Consider the following 14,192-nt stretch of genomic DNA (forward strand, 5'->3'; position numbering starts at 1 on the left):
CGCCCCTTGGCGGACGATCAGGGTGACGGGCGGCAGAGGCCGGTCTCGTACACCCAGATCCTGGCGCTGCCGGTGAGCAGGTACTCGCGGTACGTCTCCGTACGCAGCAGGCGCCAGTCCGGCTCGGTCCGCGCCGAGGAGGCGAGGACGAAGCAGGGGCGGTTGTCGGCGAACTTGTTCGCGTACCAGTTCACCCGTGGTGCGCCGGCCTGCGCCCAGCGCACCCCGTCCGGCGAGTGGTAACCCGACCACTCGAAGCCGGCGTCGATGTCGGTCGCCGGGACGCCGGCTGCCACCAACCGCTCGGCAACGTGCCACCGTGCCGCGTCGAGCGCCGACCCGTACGCGGTCACGGCCAGCGACAGCACGGCCAGGAACCCTCCGGCCACCACCCCGACCACCGGCCCGATCCTGCGCATTTTTCCGGACCGCGCCCCCTGCTGTTGCTGCCGCCCGGACAGGACGACAAAGAGCAGGACCGGCACTCCGACGATCAGGTAGCGCCCGAAGACCGCCTGCCCGGCGGCCCGGGTCGCGAGAAGCCCGGCCACGGTGAGCAGCAGGAACCAGCGCAGCAGCGGGGCCAGCCGCCGGCCCCGCCGCACGATCAACCCCGCCAGCAGTACGCCGGAAGCCGCCGCGAGCAGTGCCAGCACCTGGAACACCGGGTCGCCGAACATCTCGCGCTCACCCCGGAACACCGCCGGGTACGGCCCGCCCGCAAGCAGGTAGTCGCTCATCAGGAAGCCCCACCGGTAGTCATGCCACCCGAGTACGGCGACCGCGCCGGTCCCCGCGGCGGCGAGCCAGGCCAGACCGCCCCACCGCCACGGCCGCGCGACCGCCAGCACGGCGGGTGCTACGGCGAGCGCCAGCAGGAAGTACCCACGAACCGTCACGTCCAGTACGTCCGGCAGCACCGGACCGCCCGGCCGGGGCACCGGCGGATCGTCCCCGGCGAGCGACCGCCGCCACCACTCGAACCCGACAAACCCGGCGGTGAACAGCACCCCCAGCCCGACCACCGCCCAGCGCCGTCCCCAGCGCAAGGGCCTCCGGCCATCGCCTCCGGTGTCGGATCGGGCCCACCGCAACCCTTGCGCGGATCGGGCCCCCGTCAAATCCTGCGCGGATCGGGCCCTCGTCATCCCCTGCGACAGTGCGGTGAGCAGGACGGCAGCGGGCGCGGCGAGGACCTGCTCGCGGACGGTCGTCCCCCAGAGCCCCACCGCGAGCGACGCCGCGAGCAGCGGCAACGACGATCCGGCGAGCGCCCGGCGGCCCAGCGCGAGGCAACCGAGGGCGGCGGCCAGCGCCGGCACATCGCTCATGAACGAGGTGGCCAGCAGCCCGAGTTCCGGCCACACCGCCAGCACCAGCGCCGCGAACGCGGCCCGCAGCCGGCCGAGCGCCGCCGCCAGCAGGTCGTAACAGGCCAGCACCGCCACCGCCGCCAGCAGGGCGACGAACACGTGCTGCACGGTGATCGAGGCCCCCAGCGGCCCGAGTACGACGATCTGGCCGACCAGTGCCGAACGGTTCCACCCCAGCAACCGGATCTCACCGGTCCGCCCGTACTCCTGCGCGATTCGGCTGTAGGACCACGCGTCGTTGTGCGGAATGGAAAGACTCCCCGAAACAGCGGCCAGTACGACCGGGACCACTACGACGATCAACATCGCCAAGCCGAGGATTACTCGCGGCGTCGTGATCGCGAACCGACTGGACTGCCGTACCGGCTCGGACTGAGGGAGTGCCTTGGTCTCGTCGGCGAACCGTTCCGGACTTGATGTTGTCGAGGACATTCATCCGCTCCACGGTCTCCGGCACGAATGGAAGACCGATCCAACCTACCGGCCTCACGCGCGGCTGCCTCGCATTGTCGGGTGTACGTCGGTGCGGACATATCCGTCTGTCCTGTTGGTGTCCCTGAGGTGATCGATAGGGTGCGTCATCGGGCCTCCTCACAAGGAGAGATCAATCATGAACGAAATTTTGCGCCTGGCCATGGTCGAGAAGGGCTTCACCACTGATTCCCTGGCCGCGGCTGTTGGCGTGGATCCGAAGACAGCCGTCCGGTGGGTCAGCCTCATCCACCGCATCCCACATCCGAAGACCCGCGTCGCGGTTGCTGCCGCGCTGGGCCGCGAGGTCGGCGAGCTGTGGCCGGAGGTCATGCGACCGAAACAAATCTCGTGGTTCCGCCCTTGGAGCGACGTCGAGGAACTGGCGACATCCCTCCGGGCGTTCCAAGCCAATGTGATTCCGGGTTTGCTCCAGACCGAGGACTACGCCCGTGCGGTGTTGATGAGCGGCCCGCTTGTCAACGAAGACATCGAGTCGCTCGTCGCCGCTCGCATCGAACGGCAGGCGGCGGTGTTCGAGCGCGCCCGCCCGCCAATGTGCGTCTTCGTGGTGGACGAGGCGGCTCTCCAGCGCGGCGAGCCTGAGGTGATGCACCCCCAGCTCGACCATTTGGAGGCCATGGCCACCCGGCCAAACCTGTTGCTTCACGTACTGCCCCTCCGGGCGGGGTTCCACCCTGGACAGGCCGGACCGTTCATCATCGCGTGCATCGAGGGCATGGACGACCGGGGTTACCTGGACGACCAGGAGGCCGGACGGGTGACCGACAACGTTGCCCCGCTCTGGCACAGCTGGGACACTGTGAGATCCGTAGCACTCCCGCGTGACCAGTCCATCGAGCTGATTAAGGCGCGCCCATGGATGAGATGACCGGTGCCCGTTGGCACAAGAGCACGAAGAGCAGCTCCAACGGCGGGGATTGCGTCGAGGTGGCCGACAACCTGCCCGGTCGGGTGTACGTGCGGGACACCAAGGACCGTGACGGCGGCACCCTGACCTTCGAACCGACCGCGTGGAGCGCATTCGTCGCGGACGTGACCCGTACCCGCTGAACCCCGAAACGATCGATGACGGCTGTGACCCGCTGGTACGGGTCGCGGCCGTCGTCTCGCATGCGTGGGGCGGTGGTGTCGCTGGCGCCTCCGGTGAAAACCAACGCCTTCGCTTTGTACATCGCCTCTGATGTGCATACATCAAAGACGATGTACGAGATTGACGCGTTTGTTTGTCCGCCCGGGGGTGTCCCGACGAGGGCGGCGCCGGGGTGGGGCGTCATCGACCTCAGCGAGGCGTAGGACCCGACGACGAAGGGCCGACGCCGTCGCCGGCGCCGGCCCCTGGATCGTCAGGGACGGGTCAGGGCTGTTGGACCAGGCGGAACGACTGGGCGGCCGAACCGTTGCAGGCGTACTGCACGAGTTGGACGCTGTTGGCGGTGGACGCACCGGGGACGTCGAGGCACTTGCCGCTGAGGCGGTTGACCAGTCGGTAGGTGCCGCCGGTCTCGGCGACCGGTTGCCACTGCTGGTTGTTGCCGCCGCTGTACGTCCAGAGCTGGATCGGCGCGTTGTCGGCCGTGGACACGTTCGTCACGTCGATCGACCGGGCGCTGTTGGCACGGTTGTTGACGCGTACGAAGCCGCCGCTGGTCGGCTGGAACTGGAACTGCTGCGCGTTGCTGTTGTTGCAGGTGTACTGCTGGATCGCGGTCCCGTTGGCGGTGCCGGCGGCACGGCTGTCGACGCACTTGCCGCTGCCCGCGTTCACCGCCGTGTACCAGGCGGTCGGGGAGATCGGACCGGTGGGCGGGGGAGTGGTGCCGCCGCCGCCACCGAGCCAGAGCAGCCCGTCGATGAGGAACCGGTTCTGCACCTCACTGGCGAAGGTGGACGAGAGCGGGGTGTTGTTCTCGTAGTTCATCGCGTTGTGGCCGAAGTTCGCGTACAGCATCTTGTAGTTGGTGTTCCGCCAGATGATCGGGTAGTAGCCGCTGCGCCAGGTCTGGTTCGGGTCCGTGCCGAGCGGGAAGCTGCTCTGGTCGACCGAGGCCAGAATGTCGATGTTCGGGTTGTTGCGCAGGTCGTTGTTCCAGCTGTACCACTCGCTGACCGAGGAGGTGAAGGTCGACGGCAGCCGTACGGTCGAGGGGTGTGTCTGGTCCTCGACGCGCAGGGTGGCCGTGGTCGGACCCCAGGTGTTGTTGCGGAATGCGCCGGTGCCGAGGAACTGGTTGTGGTACCAGTCCCAGCCGCCCGGATTCGTGTTGAACGCGGAGACGTGGAAGCCGAGCCAGGCGCCACCATTTTGCATGTACTGCTGGAATGCCGGCCGTTGTGCCGCCGGCGGCAAATCATCCAGGAAAAGTACCACCTGGTACTGGGCCAGGTTGCTGGTGTTGAGCCGGCTCCAGTCGGTCGTCGCAGTGTAGGTGAAGTTGTTCTGCGCCGCGATCTGCGGGAACCACTGGTTGGCTTCCCGGACGAAACTGATGTGCGCCGCGTCCCAGGTGCCATTGTAAAAGGCGATCACGTTGAATGCGGGTGCGGCGGCGGCCGCTTTCGCATTTCCGATCGCCGGGCTGGACGATACGCAGATCAGCGCCAGGAACAGCGCGAGGAGTCGGACCAGTCTTCTTCCGGCGACTGGCCTACGGGTACCGATATCCATGATGGGTCCTCTCGAACCGCCCGCGGCTGGTCAGGGCTGACCAGGGCGATGCCACAAGCGATCGACCACACGCTATGACCCCATACCTCCCCTGTCCACCCTCCCCCGCGCCCTCACCCCTCCTCGCGATCTAGGGCAAATACGTGTGATTGGAGATCAACAAGCACGTATTTGCCCTAGATCGGCGCGCAGAGGGGTGGGCACGCGGGGGGGAGGGGGGGAGGAGGGGGGAGGGGGAGGAGGGGAGAGGGAGGGGGGAGGGGAGGGGGTGGGGGTGGGGCACATGGGTGGGGGGAAAGGGTGTGGGGTGGGCACGCGTTGGGTGGGGTGGGTGGTGCGGAGAATGGCAGCCTGGGGTACGGCAGGATGGCGGCTGGGTCACGCGGCGGTGTTGTGGCAGGGCCCGGGGAGGGGAGGACCATGGGTGACGTGCTCTGGGAGCCGCCGGTCGACGTCCGCGAGACCACGCGGATCGGTGACTACCTGCGCTGGTTGAAGGAGCACCGGGGGCTCGACTTCGCCGACTACCCGGCCCTGTGGCAGTGGTCCGTCGACGACCTCGACGGCTTCTGGCGCTCGATCTGGGACTACTTCGACGTCATCGCGCACACCCCGCCGAGCGAAACGCTGCGCGGGGACCGGATGCCCGGTGTCGAGTGGTTCCCCGGCGCCACCCTCAACTACGCCGAACACGTACTCCGGATGCCGGGGCTGGCCGACGACGACCCGGTGGTGATCGCGTACAGCCAGACCCGTGCGCCGGTCACCCTCACCGCCGCACGGCTCCGCGAGGACGTACGACGGGTGCGGGCGGGACTGCGCCGGCTCGGCGTGGGCCGGGGGGACCGGGTGGCGGCGTACGCGCCGAACGTTCCCGAGACGTTCGTGCTGATGCTCGCCACCACCAGCCTCGGCGCGATCTTCTCGTCCTGCGCGCCCGAGTTCGGCACCCGGAGTGTGACCGACCGTTGGCAGCAGATCGAGCCGAAGGTGCTGGTGGCCGTCGATGGCTACCGCTACGGGGACAAGCCGGTCGACCGGCGGGGCGAGGTGGCGGCGATTCGGGCCGCGCTGCCGTCGCTCGTACAGGCGGTGGTTTTGAACTATCTGCACCCGGACGCGGCGCCGCCCGACGGCACCCTGGCCTGGGCGGACCTGGCGGCCGAGACGGACGAGCCGCTGGCCTTCGAGGCGGTGCCGTTCGACCACCCGCTCTACGTGCTCTACTCCTCGGGGACCACCGGGCTGCCGAAGCCGATCGTGCACGGGCACGGCGGGATCCTGCTCGAACACCTCAAGATGCTCGCCCTGCACCACGACCTCGGACCGGCCGACCGGTTCTTCTGGTTCACCACCACCGGCTGGATGATGTGGAACTTCCTCGTCTCCGGGCCGGCGGTCGGCGCGGCGATAGTGCTCTACGACGGCAACCCGGCGGTCCGGGCCGAACCGGGTCGCCCGGCCGAGCCCGACCTCGGTGCGCTCTGGCGGCTCGCCGCGGAGTCCGGCACCACCTACTTCGGCACCTCGGCGCCGTTCCTGCTGGCCAACCGCAAGGCCGGGGTACGCCCGAAGGAGATCGCCGACCTGAGTCGGCTGCGCGGTCTCGGCTCGACCGGGGCGCCGCTGCCCGCCGAGGGCTTCACCTGGGTGTACGACGAGGTCAGCACCACTTTGCAGCTCCAGTCGCTGTCCGGTGGCACCGACGTCTGCACCGGCTTCGTCGGCGGTGTGCCGCTGCTGCCGGTGTACGCCGGTGAGATCGCCTGCCGGGCCCTGGGCGCCAGGGTCGAGGCGCGTTCGGCGGACGGCCACCCCGTCGTCGGTGAACTGGGCGAACTGGTGATCACCGCGCCGATGCCGAGCATGCCGGTCGGCTTCTGGAACGACCCGGAGGGGCGCCGCTACCGGGAGGCGTACTTCGACCACTATCCGGGTGTCTGGCGGCACGGTGACTGGATCACCATCAACGAGCGCGGCGGTTGTGTGATCACCGGTCGGTCCGACGCCACCCTCAACCGGGGCGGCGTACGCCTGGGCACGGCCGAGTTCTACTCGGTGGTCGAGGGGCTGGACGAAGTCACCGACTCGGTGGTGGTGCACCTGGAGGACGACGAGGGCGGGGCCGGCGAGCTGCTGCTGTTCGTGGTGCTCGCCGAGGGGCTCGAACTCGACGACCCGATGAAGGCGAAGATCGCCCGTGAGCTGCGGACCGCGCTGTCGCCCCGGCACGTACCGGACGAGATCCACCAGGTCCGGGCGGTGCCCCGGACACTGTCCGCGAAGAAGCTTGAGGTCCCGGTCAAGAAGATCCTCACCGGTACGCCGGTAGCCGCGGCCGCCGCAACCGGGGCGCTGGTGAATCCGGAGTCGTTGCTCGCCTTCGAACTCTTCGCCAAGAACCGGGCCCGGGGCTGACGAACGGGCGGCGTACTTGATCCGCTCGACCGACAACGTGAGTACGCCGCCAGAGCGTCTCATCTTTCGTGGGCGCCTACCTACAGCTGACCATTACCGACACCGTCGACCCGAGCACCGGCCGAGGCGAGGCGCTCAGCCCGTTCGCCCGGATGGTGCGTACCGCCTGGTGTCACCTGCCGGCGGACTGGGTGGTCGACGGGGCACTCGCCTCCGGGCGGCGCGCCGTACTGGTCGACCGGCTGGTGGGTCCGGGGCGGACCCCGTACCGGGGGCGGTTCGTGGTGCTGCGGGTCCAGGCCACGGTGCTGACCCCGGCACAGGCGCGGGCCCGGCCCTGGCTCGGTGACGTCGCCGGCTGCTACCGCTGCGGTCCGGACGGCGTGCTGCGTGAAGTGTTCCCGTCTGAACTGTGAACACCCGGTGTCGGCTCAGGACAGGTCGAGGGTGACCCGTTCCGAGGCCAGCCGGCCGGCCAACCGGGCCCGGTCGAGGTTTCCGCAGAGCACCACGCTCGCCCCGGCGACCAGGGGCGCGAGCAGCCAGTCCACCGGATCCGGGTGGGTGGCCGCGTCGATCAGCACCCGTGCGCCGGCGGTGATCCCGAGCGTCGCCGCGGATCGGGCCGCGAGCCCGGTCAGGTCGGCGTCCTGCGGGCCACCGCCCGGTTGCGGGGTGAAGTGGTCGCCGTGCCCACGGACCTGCACGACGTAGTCGGCGAAGCCCGGCGGGAGCGTACGCAACGGGGCGGCCATCGGGGCGAGCGCCAACGCGTACCGGTCACCGGCCGACCAGGCCGACGCGGTGTCGAGCCGGTCGGCGGCCACGAAGAGCACGTCCACCGGACGTGGCGGCTCGGGACTGTCCGACGCCGCCCCGGCGGCCGGTACGGCCAGCCCGGCACCGTGCACCGCCAACCCCGCCGACCAGCAGCCGAGCAGTACGGCGGCGGACTGCCAGTGCGGCGGCAGCAGCGCACCGGCCCGGTCGCCGGGAGCCAGCCCGGCCGAGTCGACCAGCAGGTTTCCGGTTTTGGCGACCCAGTTGGCCAGCGTCGCCCCGGACAGTTCCGTACGGTCGCCGGTGGCGTCGTCGTACCAGGTCAGCAGGGGCCGGGTCGGGTCGGCGGCGACCGCTGCGGCGAGCACCCGCGCGATGTTGTCGGCCGTCGTGGTTTTGTCCGTCATCGCCACTGAGGATAGCCTTCGCGGCTGGGTCCGGGTCCGGCCGCCGGCTCACGTCAGTCGCCGGAAAGACAGCGGGCTGTCGGGTCGCAGTCGACGCCGGGACAGCGGGGCGGCGTAGGCTTGGCAAGAGTGTTGTTCCCCACAACCCCGCAGTTTGAGGAGTCGCCAAGTGACCCCCGGTCGCCCGCCCCGCGTGCTCATCGACGCCACCAGCGTCCCCGCCGACCGGGGCGGCGTCGGTCGATACGTCGATGGACTGCTCGGCGCGCTGGGCAAGCTGTGCGCATCCGGTGGCGTCGATCTCGCCGTCGTCGGGCTGCGGACCGACACCGAGCGGTACACGCGGATGCTGCCGGCCGCCGAGGTGATCTCCGCGCCGGCCGCCGTCGCCCACCGCCCGGCCCGGCTGGCCTGGGAGCAGACCGGGTTGCCGCTGCTCGCCCAGCAGGTCGGCGCGCAGGTGCTGCACTCGCCGTTCTACACCTGCCCACTGCGGGCCGGCGCCCCGGTCACGGTGACCGTGCACGACGCGACCTTCTTCACCGAACCGGAGCACTACGACAAGTCGCGGCGGACCTTCTTCCGCAGCGCGATCAAGACCTCGCTGCGCCGGGCCGACCGGGTGATCGTGCCGAGCAAGGCCACCCGGGACGAGCTGATCCGGCTGCTCGACGCCGACCCGACCAAGATCGACGTCGCCTACCACGGGGTCGACCAGAGCGCCTTCCACGCCCCCACCGAGGAGGAGAAGGCCCGGGTACGCGCCCGGCTCGGCCTCGGCGGGCACAACTACGTGGCGTTCCTCGGGGCCAAGGAGCCGCGCAAGAACGTACCGAACCTGATCCGGGGCTGGGTGCTCGCCGTACAGGACCGGGCCGATCCGCCGGCCCTGGTCATCGCCGGTGGTCAGGGGCACGACGACGACATCGACCAGGCCGTCGCCGACGTACCGGCGCACCTGCGGCTGCTCCGCCCCGGCTATCTGCGCTACGCCGACCTGCCCGGCTTCCTGGGCGGTGCCCTGGTCGCCGCCTACCCGTCGTACGGGGAGGGCTTCGGCCTGCCGATCCTGGAGGCGATGGCCTGCGCCGCACCGGTGCTCACCACGCCCCGGCTGTCGCTGCCCGAGGTCGGCGGCGACGCGGTCGCGTACACCAGCGAGGACCCGCAGCAGATCGCCACCGACCTGGCCGCGCTGCTCGACGACGAGGCGCGCCGGCTGGCGCTGGCCAAGGCGGGTCTCGACCGGGCCAAGGAGTTCACCTGGGAGTCCAGCGCCGAGGTGCACCTGGCGGCCTGGACCCGGATCAGCGGATGAACCCGACGTCCAGGGTGAGGGCAAGCATGCATATGAGGGGCAAAACGTCCGGCATGATGTGTTGATGTTTTTCGCCGTCATCCCGGCCGGCGGCAGTGGCACCCGCCTCTGGCCGCTGTCCCGCGCCGGACACCCGAAGTTCCTGCACCCGCTCACGGGCACCGACGCGTCACTGCTCCAGGCGACGGTCGACCGCCTTGGTCCGCTCACCACCGGCGACCGGACCCTGGTGGTCACCGGCGTCGCCCACGTCACCGCCGTGGCCCGCCAGCTCGCCGAGCTGCCGGAGGAGAACATCCTGGTCGAGCCGTCGCCCCGGGACTCCTGCGCGGCCATCGCCCTGGCCGCGGCGGTGATCGCGCTGCGCGAGCCGACGGCGGTGATGGGCTCGTTCGCCGCGGACCACCTGATCGGCGACCCGGCCCGCTGGGTCGACACCGTCCGGCTGGCGATCACCGGCGCCGAGCAGGGCCTGCTGATGACGGTCGGCATCACCCCGACCCGCCCGGAGACCGGCTACGGCTACCTCCAGTGCGGCCCGCTGATCGACGGCGGCCCGCTGCGCAAGGTGGACGAGTTCAAGGAGAAGCCCGCCGCCGACGTCGCCGAGGCGTACGTCCGGTCCGGGCACTACCTCTGGAACGCCAGCATGTTCGTCTGGCAGGTGGACGTGTTCCTGACCGAGCTGGCCCGCCAGCAGCCCGAACTGCACGCCGGGGTGACCGCCATCGCGCGGGCCTGGCACACCCCGGAGCGGGAGGACGTACTCGGCCGGATCTGGCCCACGCTGACCAAGATCTCGGTCGACTACGCGGTGATGGAGGGCGCGGCGGCGGCCGGTCGGGTGGCCACCGTCCCCGGCGACTTCGGCTGGAACGACATCGGCGACTTCCACACCCTCGGGGACGTACTGCCGGCGGACTCGGACGGCAACGTGGTGCTCGGCGGCGACGAGACCGAGAAGCCCGGCGTCCTGCTCTGGGACAGCACCAATCTGGTAGTGGTGCCGCACTCCGGCCGGCTGGTGGCCACCCTCGGCCTGCACGACCTGATAGTGGTGGACACGCCCGACGCATTGATGATCTGCCCCCGCGACCGGGCCCAGGACGTGAAGAAGCTCGTCGACGAGTTGAAGCAGCGCGACGAGGAGAACTACATCTGAGCCGAACGGCGTTGGCGCCGGTCCGTACGCTGATCGACATGACCGGCGCCGTGCACACCGTGGACCTGGCCCTCGGCGGTAACGAGGCAAGTGACCTGCTGCCCGTACGGGCACCCGAGGTGCTCGCCGCGTACGACGCCCGACTGGCGTTCTGGACGGTGCTCGACGAGGCGCCGGTCGAGCGTTGCGTCGGCCTGCTGGTGCAGCACCACGGCGGCGGGTGGGCGGCGTATCCGCTGGCCGGGGACGCGGGGCCGGAGCAGGGCCGGACCGAGGACGCCGAGGCGCTGGCCCGGTTCGGTGAGTGGATCTACGTGCTCGGGTCGCACTTCGGCTCGAAGGCCGGGCCGCTGCGTCCCCGCCGCGCGTTCGTGGCCCGGTTCCGGGAGGCGGACGCCACCACCGGCCTGCTCCGGTTGCAGGTGGTGCGCAACCAGTTCCGGCTGCACCGCGCGGTCAACGACGTACTGGCCGGCGCGGACATCACCGTCCTGCCGCCCGGCGACCGGGTCCGGCACCGGTTCATCGCCGAGACGGTGGCCCGGGGCAGCGCGCGGGCGAAGACCTGGGTGAGCCGGCTCGCCCCGGACGACCACCCGCTCAACGTGGAGGGCGCCGCCTTCACCCCGACCGGATCCCTGCTGCTCGGGCTCCGGTTCCCGGTCACCGACCGGGGCGAACCGATCCTGGTCGAGGTGACCGGGATGGCCGGGATGTTCGAGTCGGGCTCCTGGCCACGGGTGATCCGGGCGTACGCGTTGACCGGGGTGACCCCGCCCGGTGCGCTGACCGGGTTCCGGGCGCTGTCGGCCGACGCCGACGGGTCGTACTCGGCGGTGATCGGCTCGATCGACGCGCTCGGCAAGGGTTCGGTGCTGCTCGACGACCACCCGGCCGGCGGTGACGTGACCTCCCGACACGTACGTTTCCGACTGCCGTCCGACGCCGGGCCGCTGCCGTCGGACGCCGACGGGTCGGCCGGGTCGGGTCGACGGGAGGTTCCGGGGGAACTGGTGGCCGACCTCGCCCCACTGCGCAATGTGGAGGGACTGGCCGAGGCGGCGGGCGGGCACCTCTACGTGACCGACGAGGACCAGCGGATCGGGCTCTGGTCCAGTCCCTCGCTGGAGTGGGACGTCCGGGCGACACCTTCGCGGACCAGCGGCCGCGAACCCTCGTGGTGAACTGCCCGGACGTCCGTTCCTCCCCATGACCCGGCAAGACCTGCGTCGCGCTGGGCAATAGCGAGCATGCCGGGACGGCACCGGGGCAGTCGAGGTCTTTCAGTTCACGCTGAAAGATGCAGGTGGATCGAGCCGGGTACGATGCGACAGGTGTCGGAATGCCCCCTGGCCGCCACCACCGGGAGCCGCCTGGATGCTGAGAATCTTCTTCTCCAGTAAGGACATCGCCCGGACCCGGGTCGCCGCCGCGGCCGATCCGATCTGGGAACTGATCCTGAGCCTGCACATGTTGCAGAGCCGCACCCACGACCCGGTGATGTCCGGCTGGCGGCGCGACGTCTACCGGGGCCTGCGCCGGGAGAACCTCGCCGGCCAGCAGCGCCTGCTCTTCGCACTCAACCCGCCGCGCGGCTACTTCCCCGACTTCCTCACCCCGGTGCAGAGTTCCCAGGGCCTGGAAGCGGGTCTGGACGCGATCCGCTCCACGCCGGCCCGACTGCTGCACCACGACCTGTCCGTGCTCGCCACCGAGAACGCCCTGCCCGGTTCGGCCCACCCGCTCGCCCGTGGCGAGCCGGAGGTGCTGCGCCACCTCACCGACTCGATGCGGCAGTACCAGTCGGTGGCGCTCGGACCCTACTGGGACCGGGTCGAGGCGGCCGTCGAGGCGGACCGGATCCGCCGGGCCAGGGCCCTGCTCGACGGCGGTGCCGAGGGACTGCTGGCGAGCCTGCGACCGGCGGTCCGCTACTCGGCCGGCGTGCTGGAGGTGTTGGACTACCCGTACAGCCGGGAACTGCACCTCGGCGACCGTGGACTGACGCTGATCCCGTCGTTCTTCTGCTCGCGTACGCCGGTGGCCCTGTTCGATCCGGACCTGCCACCGGTGCTGGTCTACCCGGTCGACCGGCTCGGCGGGCTCACTCCCGCACCCGGTGAGGGGGCCGGTCCGGCGCCCGCCGTCGGCCAGGGCAGCGGCCGGGAGGCGTTGGCCGCGTTGCTCGGCCGGACCCGGGCCAACGTGCTCGAAGTGGTGGACGAGGGCTGCTCGACCGGGGAGGTGGCCCGCCGGCTGCACATCTCGCCCGCCGCCGCCAGCCAGCACGCCACCGTGCTGCGCAACGCCGGACTGCTGGTCAGCCAGCGGGACCGCAACACCGTACGGCACACGCTCACCCCGCTGGGCAGGGCGATGCTGCACCAGTGAAGCCGTACGCCGCCGGCTGCCGGTGCTCGGGTGGGTTCAGAGGGCGAGGGCGGCCACCGCTGTGCTGCCGGACGGCGGCGCGGTCACCGACGACGCCACCCCTTCGGCGGCCAGTGCGGCACGCAACCGGTGCAGGTCAGCGCCGAACCGGACGAGCGTGCCGGCGGCCGAACCCGTCGCGGCGGTGTCGTCCGGGGGAGTGCAGAGCACCATCGCGGTGGCGCCCGCCGGCCAGTCCGGTACGGCGCCGGCCAGCCGGTCGCGTACCTCCTCGTGGGTGACCATAGAGAAGAGCGTGCCGGGCGCCACCACGTCGGCCACCATGGCGATCGCCCGGTCCACCACCGCCGGGTCGACCCCGGTGCCGTCCGGCCCGGCCCCGGTCGGCGTCGCCTCGGCCAGGGTGGCCGCCGCGCGCAGACCGCTGGCCCGCGCCTCGGCCGTGCCGAGCGAGAACAGGTCCTGTTCGGCGTTGCGGACCAGGACCGCCGCACCCGCCCCGTCGACCGGGTCGACCGCGTTGAGGTAGCCCCGGATGACCGCCACCGGCACCTGGTCGCGTTTGCCCTTGACCAGTTCGCCCGCGCCGGCCAGCTCGTCGACCACGGCCATCTGGGTGATGCTCAGCTCGTTGCCGTACGGGTCGACCTCGCCCCGGTGGTCCCGGATCGCGCTCAGGCCGGCGACGCCGAGCGCCACGTCGGTGAGCCCGTTGCGCCACGGCCGCCCCATCGTGTCCGACACGATCACCACCACGTCCGCGCCGTGCCGCTCGCGCAGTGCCGCGCGCAGCCCACGGGCGGAGGCGTCCGGGTCCTTGGGCAGCAGCACCAGCCGCGACGGGTCCACATTGGACGCGTCGATGCCGGCCGAGGCCATCACGAAGCCGTGATGGGTCTGCACGATCCGGGTGGGTCCGCGCCGGGCCACCGGCCGGGCGGTCTCCGCGGTCAGGATCTCCTCCCGCGCCGCCTCCCGTTCCGGCCCGTCGGCCGCCGGTACGTCGACCAGCCGGCCCTCCGCCTTCGAAACGATCTTGCTGGTGACGACCAGTACGTCTCCGTCGCGCAGCCACGGCGCGGCGGTCGTGATCATCGCCGCCAGGTCGTCGCCCTCGGTCACGTCACCGATGCCGAGCACCGGCAGGATCTCCAGTTTCATGCCAGCTCCAGGGGGGTCATGC

The 14,192-nt window shown here is 70.9% G+C and carries 11 protein-coding genes and 1 pseudogene; 8 read left to right on the forward strand and 4 right to left on the reverse strand.

Annotated elements, in window-relative coordinates; translation table 11 throughout:
* Nucleotides 1-17: 17 nt before the first annotated feature.
* Nucleotides 18-1,679, reverse strand: a complete 1,662-nt coding sequence (locus OG792_RS04220; RefSeq protein WP_329107504.1) for a hypothetical protein — start codon at nucleotides 1,677-1,679, stop codon at nucleotides 18-20.
* A gap of 304 nt (nucleotides 1,680-1,983) precedes the next feature.
* Between OG792_RS04220 and OG792_RS04225 the strand changes: the two genes are divergently transcribed.
* A complete protein-coding gene (locus OG792_RS04225; RefSeq protein WP_329107506.1) occupies nucleotides 1,984-2,736 on the forward strand; it encodes a helix-turn-helix transcriptional regulator in 753 nt (250 codons plus the stop codon).
* Nucleotides 2,733-2,918, forward strand: a complete 186-nt coding sequence (locus OG792_RS04230; protein ID WP_329111112.1) for a DUF397 domain-containing protein — start codon at nucleotides 2,733-2,735, stop codon at nucleotides 2,916-2,918. The genes OG792_RS04225 and OG792_RS04230 overlap by 4 nt, the downstream gene beginning before the upstream one ends.
* Before the next feature lie 304 nt (nucleotides 2,919-3,222).
* Here OG792_RS04230 and OG792_RS04235 read toward each other — a convergent pair whose 3' ends face one another.
* Nucleotides 3,223-4,533: a ThuA domain-containing protein gene (locus OG792_RS04235; protein ID WP_329107509.1), complete on the reverse strand. Its 1,311-nt coding sequence runs from the start codon at nucleotides 4,531-4,533 to the stop codon at nucleotides 3,223-3,225.
* A gap of 420 nt (nucleotides 4,534-4,953) precedes the next feature.
* Here OG792_RS04235 and OG792_RS04240 point away from each other — a divergent pair, with 420 nt between their 5' ends.
* The gene (locus OG792_RS04240; RefSeq protein WP_329107511.1) at nucleotides 4,954-6,951 is read left to right on the forward strand and encodes an acetoacetate--CoA ligase; all 1,998 of its coding nucleotides are present in this window, start codon (nucleotides 4,954-4,956) and stop codon (nucleotides 6,949-6,951) included.
* A 68-nt stretch (nucleotides 6,952-7,019) separates the two neighbouring features.
* The gene (locus OG792_RS04245) at nucleotides 7,020-7,367 is read left to right on the forward strand and encodes a hypothetical protein (protein WP_329107513.1); all 348 of its coding nucleotides are present in this window, start codon (nucleotides 7,020-7,022) and stop codon (nucleotides 7,365-7,367) included.
* Between the two features lie 15 nt (nucleotides 7,368-7,382).
* Here OG792_RS04245 and OG792_RS04250 read toward each other — a convergent pair whose 3' ends face one another.
* A complete protein-coding gene (locus tag OG792_RS04250; protein WP_329107515.1) occupies nucleotides 7,383-8,138 on the reverse strand; it encodes a TIGR03089 family protein in 756 nt (251 codons plus the stop codon).
* Nucleotides 8,139-8,307: 169 nt separating this feature from the next.
* On the opposite strand from OG792_RS04250, the gene OG792_RS04255 reads away from it, so the two are divergent.
* From OG792_RS04255 to OG792_RS04270, 4 genes and pseudogenes are all read left to right on the forward strand, one after another.
* The gene (locus OG792_RS04255; RefSeq protein WP_329107517.1) at nucleotides 8,308-9,456 is read left to right on the forward strand and encodes a glycosyltransferase family 4 protein; all 1,149 of its coding nucleotides are present in this window, start codon (nucleotides 8,308-8,310) and stop codon (nucleotides 9,454-9,456) included.
* 64 nt (nucleotides 9,457-9,520) lie between these two features.
* Nucleotides 9,521-10,618: a mannose-1-phosphate guanylyltransferase gene (locus tag OG792_RS04260; protein WP_329107518.1), complete on the forward strand. Its 1,098-nt coding sequence runs from the start codon at nucleotides 9,521-9,523 to the stop codon at nucleotides 10,616-10,618.
* A gap of 38 nt (nucleotides 10,619-10,656) precedes the next feature.
* Nucleotides 10,657-11,730 (forward strand): annotated as a pseudogene (locus OG792_RS04265) (hypothetical protein); the annotation flags it as partial.
* Between the two features lie 265 nt (nucleotides 11,731-11,995).
* Nucleotides 11,996-13,009 carry an ArsR/SmtB family transcription factor gene (locus OG792_RS04270; RefSeq protein ID WP_329107520.1) on the forward strand — a complete coding sequence of 338 codons (1,014 nt, stop codon included), beginning with the start codon at nucleotides 11,996-11,998 and terminating at the stop codon, nucleotides 13,007-13,009.
* A gap of 36 nt (nucleotides 13,010-13,045) precedes the next feature.
* On the opposite strand, the gene OG792_RS04275 is transcribed toward OG792_RS04270, so the two are convergent.
* Complete coding sequence (locus OG792_RS04275; protein WP_329107522.1) at nucleotides 13,046-14,170, reverse strand: coenzyme F420-0:L-glutamate ligase; 1,125 nt, start codon at nucleotides 14,168-14,170, stop codon at nucleotides 13,046-13,048.
* Between the last annotated feature and the right edge of the window lie 22 nt (nucleotides 14,171-14,192).

It is taken from the genome of Micromonospora sp. NBC_01699 (assembly GCF_036250065.1).
Taxonomy (GTDB): domain Bacteria; phylum Actinomycetota; class Actinomycetes; order Mycobacteriales; family Micromonosporaceae; genus Micromonospora_G.